This is a genomic window from Streptosporangiales bacterium (assembly GCA_009379825.1).
Lineage (GTDB): Bacteria > Actinomycetota > Actinomycetes > Streptosporangiales > WHST01 > WHST01.
The window spans coordinates 36,811-56,094 of record WHTA01000033.1; the positions used below are offsets into that span (position 1 = coordinate 36,811).

Annotated in this window: 22 protein-coding genes, 2 tRNA genes and 1 pseudogene; 9 read left to right on the top strand and 16 right to left on the bottom strand. The window is 69.0% G+C overall.

The genetic code is table 11. The annotated features are described in order from the left end of the window. Positions 1-47: 47 nt before the first annotated feature. The 5 genes from clpX to GEV07_16845 all read right to left on the bottom strand — a co-directional run bounded on the left by clpX (position 48) and on the right by GEV07_16845 (position 5,376). Complete coding sequence (gene clpX, locus GEV07_16825; protein MQA04309.1) at positions 48-1,337, bottom strand: ATP-dependent Clp protease ATP-binding subunit ClpX; 1,290 nt, start codon at positions 1,335-1,337, stop codon at positions 48-50. 130 nt (positions 1,338-1,467) lie between these two features. Beyond that, entirely contained in the window at positions 1,468-2,094 is a 627-nt protein-coding gene (locus GEV07_16830; protein ID MQA04310.1) for an ATP-dependent Clp protease proteolytic subunit, read from the bottom strand. Positions 2,095-2,162: 68 nt separating this feature from the next. After that, entirely contained in the window at positions 2,163-2,816 is a 654-nt protein-coding gene (locus GEV07_16835; GenBank protein MQA04311.1) for an ATP-dependent Clp protease proteolytic subunit, read from the bottom strand. Positions 2,817-2,932: 116 nt separating this feature from the next. Then, the gene (locus GEV07_16840) at positions 2,933-4,303 is read right to left on the bottom strand and encodes a trigger factor (protein MQA04312.1); all 1,371 of its coding nucleotides are present in this window, start codon (positions 4,301-4,303) and stop codon (positions 2,933-2,935) included. A 146-nt stretch (positions 4,304-4,449) separates the two neighbouring features. Next, positions 4,450-5,376: a LysR family transcriptional regulator gene (locus tag GEV07_16845; GenBank protein ID MQA04313.1), complete on the bottom strand. Its 927-nt coding sequence runs from the start codon at positions 5,374-5,376 to the stop codon at positions 4,450-4,452. 96 nt (positions 5,377-5,472) lie between these two features. On the opposite strand from GEV07_16845, the gene GEV07_16850 reads away from it, so the two are divergent. Genes GEV07_16850 through GEV07_16870 form a run of 5 tightly spaced genes read left to right on the top strand, consistent with a single transcriptional unit; the run spans position 5,473 to position 10,043 of the window. Continuing rightward, positions 5,473-6,663 carry an amidohydrolase family protein gene (locus tag GEV07_16850; GenBank protein ID MQA04314.1) on the top strand — a complete coding sequence of 397 codons (1,191 nt, stop codon included), beginning with the start codon at positions 5,473-5,475 and terminating at the stop codon, positions 6,661-6,663. Positions 6,664-6,680: 17 nt separating this feature from the next. Continuing rightward, a complete protein-coding gene (locus tag GEV07_16855) occupies positions 6,681-7,649 on the top strand; it encodes a branched-chain amino acid transaminase (protein ID MQA04315.1) in 969 nt (322 codons plus the stop codon). 14 nt (positions 7,650-7,663) lie between these two features. Then, on the top strand, positions 7,664-8,041 hold the full coding sequence (locus tag GEV07_16860) for a cupin domain-containing protein (protein ID MQA04316.1): 378 nt from the start codon (positions 7,664-7,666) through the stop codon (positions 8,039-8,041). Then, positions 8,038-8,895: a zinc-binding dehydrogenase gene (locus tag GEV07_16865; protein ID MQA04317.1), complete on the top strand. Its 858-nt coding sequence runs from the start codon at positions 8,038-8,040 to the stop codon at positions 8,893-8,895. The genes GEV07_16860 and GEV07_16865 overlap by 4 nt, the downstream gene beginning before the upstream one ends. Further along, on the top strand, positions 8,895-10,043 hold the full coding sequence (locus tag GEV07_16870; GenBank protein ID MQA04318.1) for an acyl-CoA dehydrogenase: 1,149 nt from the start codon (positions 8,895-8,897) through the stop codon (positions 10,041-10,043). Before GEV07_16865 ends, GEV07_16870 begins: the two co-directional genes overlap by 1 nt. Positions 10,044-10,109: 66 nt before the next feature. Here the strand turns inward: GEV07_16870 and GEV07_16875 are convergent. Continuing rightward, positions 10,110-10,184: transfer RNA gene (locus tag GEV07_16875), tRNA-Pro, on the bottom strand. A gap of 76 nt (positions 10,185-10,260) precedes the next feature. Between GEV07_16875 and GEV07_16880 the strand changes: the two genes are divergently transcribed. Then, positions 10,261-10,335, top strand: a tRNA-Gly gene (locus GEV07_16880). Between the two features lie 100 nt (positions 10,336-10,435). Here the strand turns inward: GEV07_16880 and GEV07_16885 are convergent. The 10 genes and pseudogenes from GEV07_16885 to GEV07_16930 all read right to left on the bottom strand — a co-directional run bounded on the left by GEV07_16885 (position 10,436) and on the right by GEV07_16930 (position 16,737). Further along, positions 10,436-11,593 carry a tyrosine-type recombinase/integrase gene (locus GEV07_16885; GenBank protein ID MQA04319.1) on the bottom strand — a complete coding sequence of 386 codons (1,158 nt, stop codon included), beginning with the start codon at positions 11,591-11,593 and terminating at the stop codon, positions 10,436-10,438. Beyond that, the gene (locus tag GEV07_16890; GenBank protein ID MQA04320.1) at positions 11,593-11,805 is read right to left on the bottom strand and encodes a helix-turn-helix domain-containing protein; all 213 of its coding nucleotides are present in this window, start codon (positions 11,803-11,805) and stop codon (positions 11,593-11,595) included. Before GEV07_16890 ends, GEV07_16885 begins: the two co-directional genes overlap by 1 nt. 89 nt (positions 11,806-11,894) lie before the next feature. Continuing rightward, positions 11,895-13,334: pseudogene (locus GEV07_16895) on the bottom strand (replication initiation protein). Next, positions 13,331-13,573 carry a hypothetical protein gene (locus tag GEV07_16900; GenBank protein MQA04321.1) on the bottom strand — a complete coding sequence of 81 codons (243 nt, stop codon included), beginning with the start codon at positions 13,571-13,573 and terminating at the stop codon, positions 13,331-13,333. The pseudogene GEV07_16895 and the gene GEV07_16900 overlap by 4 nt, the downstream one beginning before the upstream one ends. After that, positions 13,560-13,913: a hypothetical protein gene (locus GEV07_16905; GenBank protein MQA04322.1), complete on the bottom strand. Its 354-nt coding sequence runs from the start codon at positions 13,911-13,913 to the stop codon at positions 13,560-13,562. Before GEV07_16905 ends, GEV07_16900 begins: the two co-directional genes overlap by 14 nt. Then, on the bottom strand, positions 13,910-15,079 hold the full coding sequence (locus GEV07_16910) for a hypothetical protein (protein MQA04323.1): 1,170 nt from the start codon (positions 15,077-15,079) through the stop codon (positions 13,910-13,912). Before GEV07_16910 ends, GEV07_16905 begins: the two co-directional genes overlap by 4 nt. Positions 15,080-15,427: 348 nt before the next feature. Next, positions 15,428-15,709, bottom strand: coding sequence for a hypothetical protein (locus GEV07_16915; protein MQA04324.1), 282 nt, complete (start codon positions 15,707-15,709; stop codon positions 15,428-15,430). Further along, positions 15,706-15,966, bottom strand: coding sequence for a hypothetical protein (locus tag GEV07_16920; GenBank protein ID MQA04325.1), 261 nt, complete (start codon positions 15,964-15,966; stop codon positions 15,706-15,708). The genes GEV07_16915 and GEV07_16920 overlap by 4 nt, the downstream gene beginning before the upstream one ends. An 85-nt stretch (positions 15,967-16,051) precedes the next feature. Further along, positions 16,052-16,306: a hypothetical protein gene (locus GEV07_16925; GenBank protein MQA04326.1), complete on the bottom strand. Its 255-nt coding sequence runs from the start codon at positions 16,304-16,306 to the stop codon at positions 16,052-16,054. Then, positions 16,303-16,737: a plasmid replication, integration and excision activator gene (locus GEV07_16930; GenBank protein ID MQA04327.1), complete on the bottom strand. Its 435-nt coding sequence runs from the start codon at positions 16,735-16,737 to the stop codon at positions 16,303-16,305. Before GEV07_16930 ends, GEV07_16925 begins: the two co-directional genes overlap by 4 nt. A 120-nt stretch (positions 16,738-16,857) precedes the next feature. Here GEV07_16930 and GEV07_16935 point away from each other — a divergent pair, with 120 nt between their 5' ends. The 3 genes from GEV07_16935 to GEV07_16945 all read left to right on the top strand — a co-directional run bounded on the left by GEV07_16935 (position 16,858) and on the right by GEV07_16945 (position 19,112). Beyond that, positions 16,858-17,226: a GntR family transcriptional regulator gene (locus GEV07_16935; protein MQA04328.1), complete on the top strand. Its 369-nt coding sequence runs from the start codon at positions 16,858-16,860 to the stop codon at positions 17,224-17,226. 153 nt (positions 17,227-17,379) lie between these two features. Then, positions 17,380-18,570: a helix-turn-helix domain-containing protein gene (locus GEV07_16940; protein ID MQA04329.1), complete on the top strand. Its 1,191-nt coding sequence runs from the start codon at positions 17,380-17,382 to the stop codon at positions 18,568-18,570. Further along, entirely contained in the window at positions 18,567-19,112 is a 546-nt protein-coding gene (locus GEV07_16945) for a flavoprotein (GenBank protein ID MQA04330.1), read from the top strand. The genes GEV07_16940 and GEV07_16945 overlap by 4 nt, the downstream gene beginning before the upstream one ends. Positions 19,113-19,284 lie beyond the last annotated feature (172 nt).

The following is a 19,284-nucleotide window of genomic DNA, read 5'->3' on the forward strand; positions in this document are numbered from 1 at the left end:
CCCCGCCGCTCACCACTGCAGGCAACGGCGCCGCGGGGCAGCGCGCGCTAGGCGGACTTCTCCCGGCGTTCGCCGCGGCGGGAGGTGACGACCTCGCGCGGTACCAGGGTCGGGTTGACGCCGGCCAGGACCACGTCGCGGGTGATTACCACCCTGGCTACGTCCTTGCGGCTCGGCACCTCGTACATCACCGAGAGCAGGACCTCTTCCAGGATGGCGCGCAGGCCGCGGGCGCCGGTGCCGCGCAGCAGTGCCTGCTCGGCGATCGCCTCCACGGCGTCCGGGGCGAACTCCAGGTCGACGTTGTCGAACTCCATCAGCCGCTGGTACTGCTTGGTCAGCGCGTTGCGCGGCTCGGTGAGGATCTGGCTCAGCGCGTCGCGGTCGAGGCTGTGCACGCTGGTGATCACCGGCAGCCGGCCGACGAACTCGGGGATCATGCCGAACTTCAGCAGGTCCTCCGGCATGACCTGGCCGAACAGCTCGCCGAGGTCGGACTCGTCGGTCTTGGAGTGCAGCACCGCGGAGAAGCCGATGCTGTTGTGCCCCTCGCGCTGTTCGATGATCTGTTCGAGTCCGGCGAACGCACCGCCGCAGATGAACAGCACGTTCGTGGTGTCGATCTGGATGAACTCCTGGTGCGGATGCTTACGCCCGCCCTGCGGCGGCACCGACGCGGTCGTGCCCTCGAGGATCTTCAGCAGCGCCTGCTGGACGCCCTCGCCCGAGACATCCCTGGTGATCGACGGGTTCTCGGACTTCCGGGCGACCTTGTCGATCTCGTCGATGTAGATGATCCCGGTTTCGGCCTTCTTCACGTCATAATCGGCGGCCTGGATCAGCTTCAGCAGGATGTTCTCGACGTCCTCACCGACGTAGCCGGCCTCGGTGAGCGCGGTCGCGTCGGCGATGGCGAACGGGACGTTCAGCATCTTCGCCAGCGTCTGGGCCAGGAACGTCTTGCCGGAACCGGTCGGGCCGAGCATCAGGATGTTCGACTTGGCGATCTCGACGTGCTCGTCCTTGTTCTTGGTCTCGCCGGCGGCCTGGGTGCGCTTGTAGTGGTTGTAGACGGCGACGGAGAGCGCCTTCTTGGCCTCTTCCTGCCCGATGACGTACTGGTTGAGGAAGTCGTAGATCTCCCGCGGCTTGGGCAGGCTCTCCAGCGTGCTCTCCGCGGGTTCCGCGAGCTCTTCCTCGATGATCTCGTTGCAGAGATCGATGCACTCGTCGCAGATGTAGACCCCGGGGCCCGCAATGAGCTTCCTTACCTGCTTCTGGCTCTTACCGCAGAACGAGCACTTAAGCAGGTCGCCGCCGTCACCGATGCGTGCCACCTGATCGCTCTCCTTTACGCCCGGAGTCGCCGTGCAATCGACCGTACCTCGTATCGTCCCATGTTCGGGTCCGCGGCGCGGCGAGTCGCACGTTCCGCGTTTCTCAGCGTACGCGGCCGCAGCCCCGGCGTCACTCGGCGCCGGGGGTGGTCCTGTTGGTCAGGACATGGTCGATCAGGCCGTACTCGAGGGCATCCTCGGCCGTCAAGATCTTGTCCCTGTCGATGTCGCGGTGCACCTGGTCGACGTCCTTGTTGCTGTGCCGGGCGACCAGCTCCTCCAGCAGCGAGCGCATCCGGAGGATCTCCCGCGCCTGGATCTCGATGTCGCTGGCCTGGCCGCCGCCCTCCTGGATCGCCGGCTGGTGCAGCAGGATCCGCGCGTGCGCCAGGGCGGAGCGCTTGCCCTTGGTGCCCGCCGCCAGCAGCACGGCCGCCGCGGACGCCGCCTGGCCGATGCAGATGGTGCGAACATCTGGCCGGACGAACTGGATGGTGTCGTAGATCGCCGTGAGCGCGGTGAACGAGCCGCCGGGCGAGTTGATGTAGATCTGGATCTCCCGGTCGGGGTCCATCGACTCCAGGGTGAGCAGCTGCGCCATCACGTCGTTGGCCGACGTGTCGTCGACCTGCACACCCATGAAGATGATGCGGTCCTCGAAGAGTTTGTTGTACGGGTTCTGCTCCTTCACCCCGTACGACGTACGCTCCACGAACGACGGAATGACGTAGCGGCTCTCCGCCGGCGGCGCGCTCATCCGGTGATCCGGCAGGTGCAGACCACGGCCCTCGGGCTGGAACATCAAAGGTCCTCCTCGTCGACGCGTCAGGAGACGGTGCCGGACGGCATGTCGCCGGCGCTCAGGTACACGTGGTCGATGAACCCGTAGTCCTTCGCCTGGTCGGCGGTGAACCACCGGTCGCGGTCGCCGTCGCGCTCGATCTGCTCGACGGTCTTCCCGGTGCGCTCGGCGGTGATCTCCGCCATCTTGCGCTTCATGTGCAGCATCTGCTCGGCCTGGATGGCGATGTCGGAGGCGGTGCCACCGAAGCCACCGTGCGGCTGGTGCATCAGCACCGACGCGTGCGGCGTGGCGTAGCGCTTGCCCTCGTTGCCCGCGGTCAGCAGGAACTGCCCCATCGAGGCGGCGAGGCCGACCACCACCGTGGCCACGTCGTTCGGCACGAACTGCATGGTGTCGTAGATCGCCATACCGGAGTAGACCGAACCACCAGGGCTGTTGATGTACAGCCAGATGTCCCGCTCCGGGTCCTCCGCGGACAGCAGCAGCAGCTGCGCGCAGACGGCGTTGGCGATCTCGTCGTCGATCGCCTTGCCGAGGAAGATGATGCGCTCACGCAACAACCGCCGGTAGACGTCGTCGTCGAGACCGGCAGGCGCCGCGCCACCGCCGGTGTGCCCTTGCGGCGTGACGACCGTGGGGCGACTGAACGTCGGCGTGTTCTCGAGTGGTTTCACGCGCCTCACCTTCGCTTGCAGTTGGGGTAGATCTCGCCTGTGACACTAACCGACCGTCGGGGCCGGTTGAGGGTGGAACGGTTCGCTGTTCGCTGTCGGCGCACCGGGCGCGCGGGCTACTTGTCCGCGTCCTCGGCAGCGGCGTCCTCGTCCGCACCGTCGGCCGCATCTTCGGCCGGCGCCTCGGGCGCCAGGTCGACGGTGTTGCCGGCGTCGTCGGTGACGGTCGCCTTGGCGACGACCGCCTCGAGCGCCTTGCCGCGCCTGACCTCACCCCACAGCTGGTTGATCTGTCCGGACTGGAGCAGGTGGTCGGCGAACACCTGCGGCTCGACGCCCATCCTGGCGGCCATCTGGGTGATCTGCAGGCTCAGGTCCTGCTCCTCGACGGTGACTTCCTCGGAGTCCGCGATGTCGTCGAGCAGCCAGCCGGCGCGCACCGACTTGAGCGCGTTCTCGCGCAGCTCCTCGAGGTACTCGTCGTAGCCCCTGTCCTGGCTGGCGAGGTACTGCTCGAGGTCGAGCCCGGAGTTGCCGAGCTGCTGCTCGAGGTTGTCCTTGCGGCTGTTCACCTCTTCCTCGACCACGCTGTCGGGTACCGGGAAGTCGACCAGGTCGAGCAACGCGTCGAGCGCCTTCTCCTGTGCCTCGTTCGCCTGCTGGGAGGTGCGGCTGCGCTCCAGCCGCGACCGCAGGTCGTCGCGCAGCTCGGCGAGGGTGTCGTACTCGCTGGCGGTCTGGGCGAACTCGTCGTCCAGGTCGGGCAGCTGCTTCTCCTTCACCTGCTGCACGCTGACGGTCACGTCGGCCTGCTCGCCGGCGCGCTCCCCGAGCAGCGTGGTGTTGAACGTCTTGCTCTCCTCCGCGCTCATGCCGGCGAGCGCGTCGTCCAGGCCCTCCACCAGACCGCCGCGGCCGACCTCGTAGCTCATCCCGTTGACGCTGACGTCCTCGAGCTCCTCGCCGTCGACCTCCGCCTTCAGGTCGATCGACACGTAGTCGCCCTCCGCGACCGCGCGGTCGGCGCCGCGCAGCACGGCGAACCGCTCCCGCAGCCCGTCCAGCTGCTGGTCGACCTCCTCGTCGCCGACCGCACCCGACTCCACCTGGATCTCGACGCCGGCGTAGTCGGGCAGCTCGAACTCAGGCCGGGTGTCGACCTCGGCGGTGAAGCTCAGCGGCGCGTCCTCGGCGAACTCCTTGATGTCCAGCTCCGGCTGACCGAGCGGCCGGACGTTCTCCTCCCGCAGCGCCTCGCCGTAGGCGCGCGGCACCGCGTCCTGGATCGCCTGCTCGAGCACGACCCCGCGGCCGAGCCGCTGGTCGATGATCGCCGGTGGGACCTTGCCGCGGCGGAACCCGGGAATGTTCACTTGCTTGGCGACATCGCGGTACGCCTTGTCGAGGCTGGGCTTCAGCTCCTCGAACGACACCTCGACGGTGAGCTTCACCCGGGTCGGGTTCAGCCTCTCGACCTCGGTCTTCACGACGACATTGCTCCTTGTTGCGTAATGAATTGGTTGCCGCGCACACGCACCGACGCACCACGAGACTCCGCGGCGTAGGCGCAAGTCTAGGCCACCCGCGACGACGAACTCACCGGCCTCGCTGGAGCACCGGGCCGAGCCCGAGGTCAGCCTAGTTTGGGCACCGTCTTGCGGATCTCCGCGGTGACGTCACGGAGGTGCTTGACCATCTGTAGGGCGGCGGGCAGCTGGTGCCTGCCGGTGGCGGTGGCGACGCTGACGGTGCGGACGAGCGCCGGCTCGTTCAGCGGCCGGACGACGAGACCGGGCGGGGTGGCCGGCAGGGTCAGCCACGGGGCGAGCGCCACGCCGAGGCCGGCCGCGACCAGCCCCCGTACGGTCATCTGGTCGTCGGTCCGGAACGCGATGTCCGGTTCGAACCCGGCCTGCCGGCAGGCCCGGGGCAGGACGTCGACGGTGGAGCCGTGGTGGACGCCCTGGATCCAGCGCTCCTCGGCGAGGTCGGTGAGCGCGACCCTGCTCCGGTGGGCGAGCGGGTGGTCGGCGGGCAGGGCGATGCCGAGCGGGTCGACGAGCAGGCGCTGCAGGTGGACGCCGCCAGGCTTCTCCACGGGGACGACGGGGAACTCCGCGACGAGCGCCACGTCCAGCTGGTGCGCGGCGAGCGCGGGCAGCGACTCGTCGATGTCCGCCTCCACCAGGTCCAGCCGTACGTTCGGGTAGCGCGCCTGGAATGCGCGCACGGCCTGCGGCATGAGCGTGGCGTTCGCGGTGACGAACGAGCCCAGGCGCAGCCGGCCACCCTCGCCGCCGGCGATCGCGGCCAGTGACATCTCCGCGGCGCGCAGCTCGGTGAGGATCGTGTCGGTGTGCTCGACCAGCGCGCGGCCGGCCTCGGTGAGCCGCACCCCGCGCGGGTGCCGCTCCAGCAGCTGCGCGCCGGCCTCCCGCTCGAGCGCGCCGATCTGCTGCGAGACCGCGGACGTCGTGTAGGAAAGCGCCGCCGCCGCCTTGGTGAGGGAGCCGTGGCGGGCGATCTCGTGGAGTACGCGGAGGCGGTGCATCTCGAGCATGAAGCCACGTTAAAGCATTGCTTTAGCACTCTTCAATTGTCGTTAAGTCAATGCGGATAGCACGATCCTGCTGTGGAACGGATCGAGGCGGACCTGATGGTCCCGGGTCGCGGCGCCCCCGTACGCGACGCGGTAGTGGTCCTGGACGACGGCCGCATCGCGTACGCGGGCCCGGCCGCCGACGCACCCCGCACCAGCGGCGAGGCGACGCGCGTGGCGACGGTGCTGCCCGGGCTGTGGGACTGCCACACGCACCTGTTCGGCTGCCGCGCCCTCGACCTCACCCAGCTGCCGATGGAACCCGTCGCGATCCGCGCCGCCAGGTGCACGCACGACCTGCGGGCCGCGCTCGATGCCGGCGTGACGTCTGTACGCGAGGTCGGCGGGCTCGGCGTGTACCTCGCGCGGGTGGTCGCGGAGGTGGCCGGACCCACGGTGTACGCGGCGGGCGCGATGCTCGCCACCACAGGCGGCCACGCCGACCTGCACTCGCTACCGCTCCCCTGGGTCGTCGACTACGCGGCGCGCGGCGGCGAGCTACGCGTCTGCGACGGCGTCGACGACTGCATGCGCGCGACCCGCGAGATGCTCAGGCGCGACGCGAAGCTCGTCAAGGTGTGCGCGACCGGCGGTGCACTGTCGGAGGTCGACGACCCGCGGCACCAGCAGTTCGCGCTCGCCGAGCTGCGCGCGATCGTCGAGGTGGCGGCGCTCGCCGACCGCGTCGTCGCCGCGCACTGCCACGGACGCGCCGGGATCATGGTCGCGCTCGAAGCCGGGGTGCGCACCATCGAGCACGGCACCTACCTGGACGACGAGGCGTGCGCCGCGATGCTCGACGCCGGTGCGGTCCTCGTGTCGACGCGGCTGGTGATCGAGGACGTGCTGAGCGCGTCGGCGGCACCGCCGTACGCCGTCGAGAAGCTCGAGGCGATGAGCGACACGCATGCGAAGGCGTTGCTGCTCGCGCACGAACACGGCGTACCGATCGCTCTCGGCACCGACATCGCCGTCACCGGCGACGGGCTGCCAGCGTCCTGGGGCCGCCACGGTCGCGAGCTCCGTCACCTGGTCGCCGCGGGACTGACGCCACTGCAGGCGATAGAGGCGGCGACCGCGAACGGGCCGCTCACGCTCGGCCCGCAGGCGCCGCAGAGCGGGCAGCTCACCGCGGGCCACGACGCCGACGTCATCGCCGTCGACGCCGACCCGCTCGCCGACATCGCCACACTCGGCGACCCGGCACACGTCGTCGGCGTCTGGAAACACGGACGCCGCGTGAAGTAGCGACCAAGGAGGCAGAGATGACCCAGACCGTCGACACCGCGCAAGGTGTCGCGAAGGGCTCACCGTTCGGCGCGCCGTTCGACTGGGTGTACGTCGACGACGACTTCGTCCGGGCGGACGACGCGCGCGTCAGCGTGCACGCGAGCACCCTGTCGTACGGCACCGGCACGCTGGAGGGCATCCGTGCCTGCTGGAACGACGACCATCAACAGCTGTACCTGTTCGAGGCGGAGGCACACTACAGGCGGCTGCACGACTCCGCGCGCATCCTCGGACTTGAGCTGCGACCGTCGGTCGACGAGCTGGTCGAGACCAGCGCAGAGCTGTTGCGCCGCAACGACGCACGCTGCGACACGTACCTGCGGCCGCTGCTGTTCCTCAGCGGCGAGGTGCTGCCCGTACGGATGCACGACATCGCCACCAGGCTGTCCATCGCGGCGACGCCGGTGGCGGGCGACTACGCGAACCCGGCGGGCGTCAGGTGCGCGGTGAGCTCGTGGCGGCGTACGCCAGACGCCGTCATGCCGAACCGCGCGAAGCTCATCGGCGGCTACGTCGGCCCGGCCTTGGCGAAGACCGAGGCGGCCAGAGCCGGTTACGACGAGGCGATCCTGCTCACCGTGGACGGTTACGTCGCCGAGGGGACGACGTCGAACATCTTCGTCCGCCGCGGCGACACCTGGCTGACGCCGCCGGCGACCGACGACATCCTCGAGGGCATCACCCGCAGGCAGGTGCTGCAGCTGCTCGCCGACGCACGCAAACCCGCCACACAGCGGCGGATCCACCGCAGCGAGCTGTACGTCGCCGACGAGATCCTGCTCTGCGGCACCGCGTCGCTCGTCGTACCTGTGGTCGAGGTCGACGGGCGGCAGGTGGGCGACGGCAGGCCTGGCGACGACACGTTGGACCTGCGGAGGCAGCTCGTCGAAGCGGCCAGGCGGGACAGCTTCGGCCACCCCGAGTGGACCACCCCGGTTTACTGAAAGGACACCAGCTCATGAGCGACACGTTCAACCAACTCGACACGATCCGGCCGAAGCAGATCTGGGACGGCGTACTCGCGCGCATGGTGGAGTCCGAGCTCATCACCATGGCGATCGTCGAGCTCGAACCGAACAGCGCCGTGCTCGAACACCAGCACGTGAACGAGCAGCTCGGGTTCGTCATCGAGGGTTCCATCACGTTCACCGTCGACGGCGAGACCAAGGAGATCGGGCCAGGCGGCACCTGGCGCATCCTCGCCGACGTCCCGCACCGCGCAGCCGCGGGCCCCGACGGCGCCACGGTCGCCGAGGTGTACTCGCCGGTCCGTGCCGACTGGTCTGCCCTCGACTCGGTGGACCCGGTGCCTCCGCGCTGGCCGTCGCAGGCATGAAGGCCCTCGTCGCCACCGGCGACGACGACCTCGTCGAGTTCCGCGACGTCGACCCGCCGGCCGCCGGCCCTGGCGAGGTGCTCGTCGACGTGCGCGCCGTATCGCTGAACCGCGGCGAGCTGCACAGGCTGCGGTCAGCCGCGGCCGGCTGGCGTCCCGGCTGGGACTTCGCGGGCACGGTCGCCGCGGACTCCGCGTTCCCCGCCGGCACCCCGGTGTGTGGGCTCGCAACCGGCGGCAGCTGGGCGGAGCGCGTCTGCGTACCGGACGACCGGCTGACGTGCGTACCGCCGGCGGTGCCGCTGTCGCGAGCGGCGGCACTGCCGGTAGCCGGCCTCACCGCCCTGCGGACGCTGCGCCTCGCCGGCGAGCTGACCGGCAGACGCGTCCACGTCACCGGCTCGTCCGGAGGCGTCGGCGGCTACGCCGTCGACCTGGCGCGCCGTGCCGGCGCCCGGGTGGTGGCAGCGGCCGACGAAGGGTGCGACGTCGTACTCGAGTCGGTCGGGGGCGGCTCGCTGGCCGCCGCGCTGGCCGCCGTAGCGCCCGGCGGCCTGGTGGTCTCGTTCGGCAACTCGGCGCGCGAGCAGGCGACGTTCGACCCGAGCGCCTTCTACCCGAGACAGGCCATGCTGCGCGGCTACTACCTGCTGGACGACGTCATCGCCGACCCGCCGGCGGCCGACCTCGCTCACCTCGTCCACCTGGTGGCCAACGGTGAGCTGCGCAACGACGTGACCCACGTCGCCGACTGGCTGCACGCACGGACAGCACTCACCGACATGCGCGAACGCCGGCTGCACGGCAAGGCGGTGCTCGAAGTGACCCGATGCCATTCCGCGAGGAGCCGATGATGACGGTCGACCATTTCCTGCTGCCACCGGAGCATCGGCTGCTCCGCGACACCGTACGTACCGTCGCCGAGGCGGAGATCGCACCGCACGCCGCACGCGCGGACGAGTCCGGTGAGTTCCCCCGCGCGTCGCTCGACGCACTGGTACGCAACCGGCTGCACGCCGTGCACCTGCCCGAGCCGGTCGGCGGGGAGGGCGCGGACGCACTGGCGTCCTGCCTCGTCGTCGAGGAGGTCGCCCGGGCGTGCGCGACCACCTCGCTGGTGCCTGCGGTGAACAAGGTCGCGACGCTGCCGCTGCTCCTCGCCGGGTCGGAGGAACAGCGCAAGCGCTACCTCCCGCCGGTGGCGACCGACGGCGCGCTGTTCTCTTACGCGCTGTCCGAACCAGACGCGGGCAGCGACACCTCCGCACTCCGCACCAGAGCCGTCCGCGACGGGGACCACTACGTGCTCAACGGCGCGAAACGCTGGATCACGCACGCCGGTATCGCCACGTACTACACGGTGCTGGCGGTCACGGACCCCGACCGCGGGATGGACGGCATCTCCGCGTTCGTGGTGGAGGCGAGCGACCCCGGCGTCGTCATCGGCAGGCGGGAACGCAAGATGGGCCTGCGCAGCTCACCGACCTGCGAGGTGCTCTTCGAAGACTGCCGTATCCCCTGTGACCGCTTGATCGGCGCACCTGGCACCGGCATGCGCACGGCGTTGCGGGCACTGGGCCACAGCCGCGTCGCGATCGCCGCCCAGGCCGTCGGCATCGCGCAGGGCGCACTCGACCACGCGCGCAGGTCCGTCACCCAGCGCGTACAGTTCGGCCGCCCGATCGGCGACTTCCAAGGCATCCGCTTCATGCTCGCCGACATGGCGATGCAGCTGGAGGCGGCCCGCCAGCTCACCTACGCGGCGGCGGCCCGTTCCGACCACGACAGCGCCGACCTCGCGTGCTTCTCCTCCGCCGCCAAGTGCTACGCCTCCGACACCGCCATGTCCGTAACCACGGACGCCGTGCAGCTCCTGGGCGGCGACGGCTACACCCGCGACCACCCGGTCGAACGCATGATGCGCGACGCCAAGGTCACCCAGATCTACGAAGGCACCAACCAGATCCAACGCCTGGTGCTGGCCAAGCACGTGCTCAGCTGAAGTCCCTGGCGGCGGCCTGGGCAGGTCTCCTGGTGGACACCCTGCCCCGGTCGCCGCCTCGGTCCGTCGGGGCGCCCGGATTCGAACCGGGGGCCTCTGGCACCCAAAGCCAGCACGCTAACCAAGCTGCGCCACGCCCCGCCGGTCGTCCCTCGGACGCCCGTAAGCGATACGCTACCGCGTGCGGTACCCAGCCCGTGCGACCATGGGTACCTACGCGGGTGTAGCTCAATGGCCAGAGTCCCAGCCTTCCAAGCTGGTTATGCGGGTTCGATTCCCGTCACCCGCTCCACACGCAGAAACCGCCCCTGACCAGCAGCGACACCGGTCCGGGGCGGTTCGTGGTCGGCAGCCATGTTCAGTTAGCCCTACCGCGTGCGATTAACGTGCGATTAGGCCCCGTCGTCGTCGGTGCGATCGGCGTCACGCCCGGCGATCTTCTCCGCCTCGATCAGCGTGTTGAGCGCCTTCGCGATCTCCTGGTCGCGGTCGTCGGTGGCGTGCTGGTAGATCAGCGCGGCCCGTACGGTGCTGTGCCCCATCCGACGCATCAGCTCACGCGTACTCGCCCCCGACCGCGCCGCGAGCTGGTTCCCGGTGTGCCGCAGGTCATGGAAGTGGAACTCCTCAGGCAGACCGACCGCCGCGATCCGCTCGGTCCACCTGACCGTCTTCCGCCAGTTCCCCCGCTTCAACCCGGCACCCTTCGCCCCGGTGAAGACGAGCGCGTCGGCCTCCTCCCCCACGTGCTTCCGCAGATGGACGTCGAGCACATCGACCAACGCCTCGGGCATCGAGACCGGACGAACACCGGCGGCCGACTTCGTACGACCTTCCCGAAGCTGCCCGGAGTCGAGCTGCCTCAACGACCGCCGGACGTAGACCACACCTTCCACCAGGTCGACGTCCCGCCGGCGCAAGCCGACCAGCTCACCCCACCGCAAACCAGTGAACGCCGCCGCCAGGATCAGCGCCTGGAACCGTTCAGACACCAGCGCCGCGAGCGCGAGCACCTGAGGTATCGACGCCACCGGCCGCTCCTCGGTGCGCTCCTTGTCCGCACCTTTGATGCGACACGGGTTCTTCTTCACCCGCTCGTCATCGACGGCAGTGTTGAACACTGCACGTAGCAACCGGTACGCCTTCGCCGCCCGAGTCTCCGACCGACCTTCCGCCAGCAACCGCGCCCGCCAAGACCGCACGACCTCCGGCGTCACCTGCCGCAGCTCCTTCTCCCCCACGAACGGCAGAATGTGTAACCGCAAGAGACTCTCGTACCCTTCGCGCGTCCTCTCACCGAGCGCACGTTCCCGAACCCACCGCTCGGCATAGTCCGCGAGCTTCACCCGTGCCCGGTTCGGGTCGATCCAGTCACCCCGCAGCAGCTCCGCCTCTTTCAGGGTCAGCCAGTCCGCCGCCTCCTTCTCCGACTCGAACGTGTGGTCCGCGTTGCGGCGCAGCCCGTCCGGCCCGAGGTAGTTCGCCTGGTGCCGCCCGGATGGCAGTTGCCGAATGTTGCCGAACTTCCGGTGACCTTCCTTGTTGGCCATCAGGCAGCCACCACCCGTCCGTAACGATCCCGAGCGACCGGCTGCACGGTGTTCGCCTCGATGTACTCCCGAATGGCCGACTCCGGGATCCGCACGTGCCGTCCGTCACGCACAAACCGGATGCGCCGCTCAGCGATGAGCCGGCGAGGGAACCGCTCGTTCTTCGCCCCGAGCAGAGGTGCTGCCTCGCGGACCGTCAGCAGCCTGTCCATCTCGTATGACTCCTTCCCCGTCATGCCGCCGCCGTGGTGGGTTGGCCCGTTGCCGAAAGATGTTCTGCGAGACGTGGTCCAGCGCGTTCCTTGGCCTGCTCGTACTGAGTTCGCCAGCGCTGCCGCTCACGTAGCGCCGCCAGAAGCACGTGCCGGTACTCGGGCAACTCCTCTTCGTCGGCACGGACGGGTGTCCAGACGTAACGAGGTCGGCCGGCCTCAGTGGTGACCCGGGTCGAGTACCGATCGATGTCCGGCGCGTCGATACCCGCTTCCTCGAGCACGGCCCGGACCACGGCGGCACGGTCGGCGCGGTGGTCGGTGAGGGTCTTCCCGGTCCACTGCCGCGACACCAGCACTCGACGGCCACCGCACCCGACCGTCTCCCGCCGGTGCGCCTTCCCCCGGCACAACCCCGGTTGCAGCTCGGGCCGGGCATTCTTCGGCTGCACGCCATAGCGGAGCCAGTTCGCACACGCCGGCGAGCACGGCAGCCACCGCGTCTCCTCCCAGAGCCGGTCGACGTGCAACGCTCGCCGTGCCGTCATCTCCTCCGCGTCGAACGTGTCAGTGATCGACTTCGTGAGGTACTTGCACAGGTAGCCGATCCGCCGATCCGCATCAGCGGTGCCGGCAAGGATCCCCTGCAAGTCGGTCTGCTCCCCGAACCGCACAACATGCGCCGGACGGGCGTCCGGGTCAGCGTCGAGCTGGTCGAGCGCCCGCTCCCAGGTCGGCAGCACCTCCCCGGTGCCGGGGTCGACATACCCGCCTATCTCGGGGTCCCAGGCGGGCAGCTCGTCCACGTACACCGGCTGGTCGAAGGACGGCCACCACACCTGGTGATACGTCCCCGCCACCACCTGCTTCAACAGCGCCCGAGGTATCGCCCCACGGATCGCCGCATGCAGGTGCGGAGCAAGCCGCCGCTGCGGTTCCACGACAGCGAAGTACTGCACCTTCCAGCCCACCGCGCGACGGAGGTTCTGCCAGAACCGATCGACCAGCTTCGGGAAGTGCATCGCATCCAACGCCGCCCGCCGATAGTCATACGACTCCGGGTCCACCGGCGTCCCGTCCGACCGCACCCGGCCATACGAACCGAGAGTGAACGTGCCGAACATCGACGGCCGGTAGGTCCTGTCATCGGTACCGAACGTTGGCCCGATCGTGTGCGGCGCCACATCCTGCCTGGGCAGATCAGGTGCATCCTGCCGCCGCCGAGTAGAACGCACCCGCCGTGAGGTGTCCGCCGGCTCCTCGTCCTCGTCGTCCTCGTCCTGGTCGTCGGTAACGGGTTCGGTGTCGAGGTGCCAGCCCTCCCGGCACTGCTGCATCCGCAGCCGCCGGTTCCGATCCGCACACGATGGACACTGGGCCTCGCGGGTCGATCCGCACGGGATCGGCACCAGCCGCGACGTGCCCTCCTGGGTATCGTGCAACCGGGTGATCACCGGGCGGACGCAGACACCCTCGGCCTCTGCCGTGGATCGGATCACCTCCAGCGGGATATCCGCAGCCGCCGTCATCGGGCACCAACCCCGGCGCTCGGCCACGGGTCTTGGCCACCCAGCCCCGACCGATGCTCCTGAAGGGCGTAGTAGACATGCTCGGCGTACCCATCGGGGTCGCAGTGCGGGCAGGGGCCGAGGCCATCGAGGTGCCCGAAGTCCAGGCAGACCCCGCAGTCGAACTCCCACGCGACGGTTTGGCGCGTCTCGGTGATCCATGTCCCGTCCAGGGCGAACGGTGTCTCAGTGGTCGCCATCGTGGGACTCCTCCCGGTGGGTCGGCACGAGCTGCGTTGGGAGCTGCCTGGCTGCGAGCACGTTCTGCACGTGGGCGATGTCGCCGGGTTGGGCGAAAGTGCGTACCCCGGAGATGGACATCCCGGCCGCCTTGGCCAGCGCAGCCAGCGTGTACGGCCAGGGAGTAACCATCCGGCCCAGCGCGACGATGCGGCGCATTTCCGCGTCCAGGCAGTCCCGCAGGTACCGGTACCGGGCCAACTGGTCCAGCAGGTCCAGCTCGCCGGTTGCCATGTCGACCAACGCGGCAGTTGCGCAGTCGTTGTTCACCGCGCTGTCGGGGTCGGTGTGGGTCGTCATTGGTGTGTCTCCTCGATCGGGTCAGCCGGGTACGGGTCCACCGGCACGGTCTGTGGCCGGTAGGTGTGGGTGAGGCGGGCGATCTCGTCGTCATCGACGTAGGCAAACCGCACCCGGACCGGCTCGCGGGACTCATCGACGGCGACGAACCCGACACCGGGGGTATCCTCGTTGATCTGGTCGCAGCGGGCGCCGTTCTTCCTAGCGGTGGTGCCGAGGATGAGGTCGGTCTCGGCTTCCTCGCCGAGGGCGAGCCCAATCCGGGTGGGGAACAGGCCCCGGTTGTTCGCGACCTCCTTGCGCGCGTCCTGCAATGCGGCCACCACGGAGATCCCGCACGCCCGGCCCTGGGACAGCAGCAGGTTCAACGCGTCCTCGATCCGCGCCTTCACCTTCCGATCACTGACGTAGGAGGTCAGCGCCGCGAGCTCGTCAATGAACACGACGACGTGCGGGTCACCGGGCCGTGCGCGGTGGGTGCGGAAGATGCCCCGCAGGTCCTGCTGCCGTGCCCGCATCCGGTCCACCAAGCTTTCGAGGAACTCGGCGTACTCGGTCTGGAACGCCAGCCGCTGTCCGTCGTCGTCGGTGGTGCGGTCGCCGTAGCAGTAGCAGGCGAACAGCGGTTGTCCGGCGGCGAGTTCCATGCCGCCCTTCGGGTCGATCACCCAGAACTCCACCAACCCGTCGCGCACCGCAGGTCCAAGCGCGCGGATCAGCGACCACAACACCGAGCCCTTGCCCGCACCGGTCTTCCCGGCGATGAGCACGTGCGTGCCCAGCAGCCGCAGCGACCAGGTCAGCCCGTCCTCCCGCAACGCGAGTGGGAGGCGCTTGAGGTTCGGCCTCTCCGGCACGTCGAACAGTGGCACCAGCTCGGCCAGCGAGTCACGGATCAGGACCCACAGGTCCAGCACCCGGGCCCGCAACCGCCGCCGGATGACCTGCCGCCCGGCGACCGTGAGGCCGGGCCAGGACAGGCGACGGACCCGGCAGTCGACCGCACCGGTGCTCTCGGCGAACCGGTCGGTGTTCTCGGCGAAGTCCGCCAACGTCTGCCCGCGCAGGGTCTTCACCCGCACCCGATCCACCGTCGAGGTCGAGCGGGTACGCAGCAGCCGAGGCGCGGTGCTGCGAGCGGACCTTCTTCGACAGCCCACAGACAGCCATCAGCTCGCCCCAGCCCGGCGCATACACGACCAGACCACGCAGCCATCCCCGCAGCGGCCAGTAGACGCATACCGCGAACGACCGGCGGTGCAGCAGCCCCCACGCGACGAGCGCGGCCACCACGCCTGCGCTGATGCCGGACAGTCCGTAGCCGCCGAGCCCGTCATAGACCCGGAACCCGAGCACGGCTAGGCCGCCGGCGAGCCAGAGGGGCCACTGCCGGACCAGAAACCACACAACCCGCCAGCCGAACGCCAGCACCACGAGCGCAACGGCGGTGCTGACCGGCAGCTTGAGTGTTGCCGACGAGATACCCGGCGCGGTCTTCTCTACCCAGCCAGCCATCACGCACCCCCGCCATGGCCGAGCTGTCGGCGAGTCGACTCGGGAAGCACCGCGTCGACCGGGCGGGCCGTCACCCGCTCCCACACCGGTTGCCGTCGCACACACGGACGAGGGCGCGAGGCGAGTACTTCGACCTGGACGGGCTGAGGGTCGGGTTCGTCCTTGACTCGGAAGTACGCCACCACCGGGCCGCGAGTGAAGAACACGACCATCCCGCCGGTGACCACGCCGGCGAGGAACGCCACGATCAACCCGAACAGGTTCACGCCAAGCACGCTCATCGCGGATCACCTCCCTTCGTCGTGGTGGTCTTCTTCGCGGCCTTCTTGGCCGCTGCCTTGCGCCGGGTCCGTGGCGGGGTGGGTGCGCAGGTGGCGCAGAGCTTCCCCGGCTCGCTCACCGGGGCGCCGTTGCACAGCCCGCAGGGGTAGACCCAGCGGGTGGGATCGAGGCCGAGCGCCTTCGCGGTGGCGTCGGCGCGGTAGGTAAACATCGCCATCTGACCGCACGGGATGTCGGGGTCACTACGCTGGGACATGCCAGATCACGCCCTCTCACGGGTGGGTTTGGAAGGCGCGGCAGCGGCAAAGGGCCTGGAAATCCGTCACCGCTGCCGCGCCGGCTCAAGAAGCCGCCAGGTCCGGCAGCTCGGGTTGCTTCGCGCGGTTGAGTGCGCCGGCCAGGCCGGCGCGGGCCTCGGCGACCATCGACGCCAACTCGTTGAGTGCCTGCTCGTCGCGGACCATCAGCGTCACGCCACGGAAGGTCGCGCCGATTTGCAGCGCCACGAACGGGGCACCGTCGAGGGTGGCCTCATACGTGGTCACCTCACGGACCTCGCCGGCGGCCACGTGCACCTTGATGCTCACGTCACTCATGCCGAAGCCTCCTTACCGGCCGCAGACGAGCTGGCCGCCTTCGCGCCGTTGGTCTTGCTCGCGCCGGTCGGGGCCTGCATGCCGGTGGCGTTGAACGAGTACGCCAGCCGCTTCGACCCGTCATCGACGTACGGGGTGACCGTGAGCCCGGTGAACTCGACCGGCCGGAACGGCAGCCCAGGCAGCGCATCCGGCGGCACCGGCTGCACTTTCGACGCGACCTTCACCTTGAACTCACCACGCCGCACGCTCGGGTCGGCGTCCATGCACCGGACCTCCCATAGCGGCAGCCCGGTCACCTTGTCGTCCTTCTGCTTGTCACCCTTCGCGTCGTAGTCCCGGACCGGCATCACCTCACCCACGACGAATGCGCCGTGCGGGAACGCCTGCCCGAACTCGACCGGGAACCGGAACCCTCCATCGATCGCCATGGCGACCATCCTTTCTAGTGTTGACTAATCTGTTCTAGATACTACTGGCTTGCGCTAGCACAATCAATGGTCTGTGCTGAGCTTTTCTAGATATCGCTAGATCGGGTTAGCATTCTTCGCATGACCAAAGTCAGCTCGACCGATCCACGCCCGGCGTACATCCAGATCGCCGACCATCTCCGCGCAGCGATCGCGGACGGATCGCTGAAGCCCGGCGAGCGACTGCCAACCGGCCGGTCCCTCGCTGAGCAGTACGACGTAGCGGCAATGACGATCCAGAGCGCTCTGCGCGTCCTGCGTGAAGAGGGCCGACTGGTCGCCTGGCAGGGGCGCGGCGTATTCGTCGCCGAGCAACAACCCGAACCCACCGACAACGACGGCCAAGGTGGCCAGGCAGACATCGAACGACGGATCGCCGAGCTGACCCAGGAAGTGCACAACCTCCGGGAACGCGTCGCAGCCCTCGAACACCGGTCGGCCCCATCGTGATCCCTCCTTCCCCGATCGACGCCGCCAGCCGTTCTGGTCGGCGTGTTTCGACTCCCAGGAAGTTAGGAGCGCTCAGGACCCGCAACCCGCACTCGACAGCACCCGCACTTTTTTGCGGGTCCTCGCCCCGATGATCTGCTCACAATGGGGACCATGAACGACTCCATCGGCGACCGGATCGCGATCTACCGGAAGCGCAAGGGCATCGGCCAGAAGCAGCTGGCCGAGCTCGTCGGCCGTTCGGAGTCGTGGCTGTCCCAGGTCGAGCGCGGGTTGCGTAGCGTCGACAAGCTCTCCGTGCTGACGCAGATCGCCAAGGTCTTGGACGTCGACGTCCAGGAACTCTCGCCGCACCCGTGGCGCTATTCACCAGAGGGCGGCACCCAGCTCCGCACGTTGGCAGCGATCCGTACCGCGCTCACCGACTACAGCCACCTGCTCGGCACCCGCGAGACCATGTGGCCGCTCGCACAGTTCCGGGCGGCCGTTGTCCAGGCGCACCAGGACTACCAAGCCGCGCAGTACGACAAGGTCTCCGCGGCTCTGCCCGACCTGCTTACGGTTGCGGATGGCTACGGCGATGCGTCGCCAGAGGTGCAGATGGCCAAGTCCTCGGCGTACGTCGTCGCGTCGAAGCTGCTCGCCAAGGTCGGAGAGGCGCACCTCGCATGGGTGACCGCCGACCGCGCCGCCACCGCAGCGTTGACCTCCGAGTCGATGGAGGCCCAAGGCCAGGCTGCCTATCAGGTCGTCTGCGCGCTGCTGCGTGCCGATCGCACCGAGGACGCCGAACGGGTCGCCGTGTCTGGCGCCGAGCGTCTGATGCCGCTCATCAAGTCCGAGGAGCCAGGGCTTACCTCGGTCGCGGGTTCGCTCTGGCTCATCAGCGGTGTGATCGCCGCCCGAAACGTCGACCGGCGGACAAGCCAGGATCGGTTGGACCGAGCCGAAGCACTGGGGCACGAACTGCGCAAGGACGCCAACCTGGCCTGGACCGCGTTCGGCCCGACGAACGTGAACATCCACCGCGTCTCGGCAGCCACCGAGATGGGCGATCCGTACGAGGTTCTTAGCCTCGCCGGCTTCATCGACACCGACGCGCTTCCCGAAGGACTGCGCAGCCGCCGCGCGCAAGTACACCTCGACCTTGCTTGGGCGCAGGCACAGCAGAAACGCGATCCCGAAGCCGTACTTCACCTCGTTGAAGCTGAGCGGGTAGCTCCCGAGCTGCTCCGCTACGGCGTCATCCCGCGCGAGATCATCAGCACCCTCCTCAAGCGCGAACGCCGAGGCCGCACACCAGCACTACGACCAATCGCAAGGCGGGCAGGAATCCTCACGTGACCGAACCCAGCGGCAAGACCCTCTACATCGTCGTCACCGGCGCAGCACTCACCCGACGAGCCGACGCAGCCGTCGCAGCCGCCCGCGACCGCGACTGGCAACCGGCCGTCATCGCGACACCGGCAGCCGAGTCCTGGCTCCCACGAACTGAGCTGGAAGCCGCCAACGTCCCGCTCCTCACCGACCACCGACAGCCGAACGACGCTAAGCGCCTACCGTCCGCTGACGCAGTGCTCCTCGCCCCGGCCACCTTCAACACCATCAACAAGCTGGCCACCGGCATCGCCGACAACTACGCCATGAGTGTCCTCTGCGAAGCCCTCTCCACCCGAGTCCGAACCGTCCTCGTCCCGTTCGTCAGCACCCGCCTCGCCGGCCACCCCGCCTGGCTCGCGTCCCTGGCAGTCCTCCGCTACGCCGGAGTGACCTTGGTCGACCCGCGCACCGGTGCAACCAACATCGAGGAGCCCATCCAATCCGGCACCGGCGACGCGGTGGCCGACCAATTCGACTGGAACTGGCCGCTCAGCCAGCTGGCCTGACGCCTCTCCATTGCCGGATAGACCTCTTTAGGATCAAGAGCGCGCCTGACGGCGCGCTGGCCGCGCCGCCGCTGCGGGCGGCGTGGGCGCCGTCCTCGGACGGCGCGGCCAGCCACTCGGCGCACTACTCGTTTCCGACCATCAGCTCGCCATCCGCCCAGCCATCAACCGA

Coding starts and splice junctions, on each gene's coding strand:
- GEV07_16845 (MQA04313.1), bottom strand. CDS start 5,376: ATGCTCGAGATGCACCGCCTCCGCGTACTCCACGAGATCGCCCGCCAC.
- GEV07_16885 (MQA04319.1), bottom strand. CDS start 11,593: ATGGCCAACAAGGAAGGTCACCGGAAGTTCGGCAACATTCGGCAACTG.
- GEV07_16935 (MQA04328.1), top strand. CDS start 16,858: ATGACCAAAGTCAGCTCGACCGATCCACGCCCGGCGTACATCCAGATC.
- GEV07_16920 (MQA04325.1), bottom strand. CDS start 15,966: ATGTCCCAGCGTAGTGACCCCGACATCCCGTGCGGTCAGATGGCGATG.
- GEV07_16900 (MQA04321.1), bottom strand. CDS start 13,573: ATGGCGACCACTGAGACACCGTTCGCCCTGGACGGGACATGGATCACC.
- GEV07_16855 (MQA04315.1), top strand. CDS start 6,681: ATGACCCAGACCGTCGACACCGCGCAAGGTGTCGCGAAGGGCTCACCG.
- GEV07_16905 (MQA04322.1), bottom strand. CDS start 13,913: ATGACGACCCACACCGACCCCGACAGCGCGGTGAACAACGACTGCGCA.
- GEV07_16940 (MQA04329.1), top strand. CDS start 17,380: ATGAACGACTCCATCGGCGACCGGATCGCGATCTACCGGAAGCGCAAG.
- GEV07_16860 (MQA04316.1), top strand. CDS start 7,664: ATGAGCGACACGTTCAACCAACTCGACACGATCCGGCCGAAGCAGATC.
- GEV07_16870 (MQA04318.1), top strand. CDS start 8,895: ATGACGGTCGACCATTTCCTGCTGCCACCGGAGCATCGGCTGCTCCGC.
- GEV07_16930 (MQA04327.1), bottom strand. CDS start 16,737: ATGGCGATCGATGGAGGGTTCCGGTTCCCGGTCGAGTTCGGGCAGGCG.
- GEV07_16890 (MQA04320.1), bottom strand. CDS start 11,805: ATGGACAGGCTGCTGACGGTCCGCGAGGCAGCACCTCTGCTCGGGGCG.
- GEV07_16915 (MQA04324.1), bottom strand. CDS start 15,709: ATGAGCGTGCTTGGCGTGAACCTGTTCGGGTTGATCGTGGCGTTCCTC.
- GEV07_16865 (MQA04317.1), top strand. CDS start 8,038: ATGAAGGCCCTCGTCGCCACCGGCGACGACGACCTCGTCGAGTTCCGC.
- GEV07_16830 (MQA04310.1), bottom strand. CDS start 2,094: ATGAGCGCGCCGCCGGCGGAGAGCCGCTACGTCATTCCGTCGTTCGTG.
- GEV07_16925 (MQA04326.1), bottom strand. CDS start 16,306: ATGAGTGACGTGAGCATCAAGGTGCACGTGGCCGCCGGCGAGGTCCGT.
- GEV07_16850 (MQA04314.1), top strand. CDS start 5,473: ATGGTCCCGGGTCGCGGCGCCCCCGTACGCGACGCGGTAGTGGTCCTG.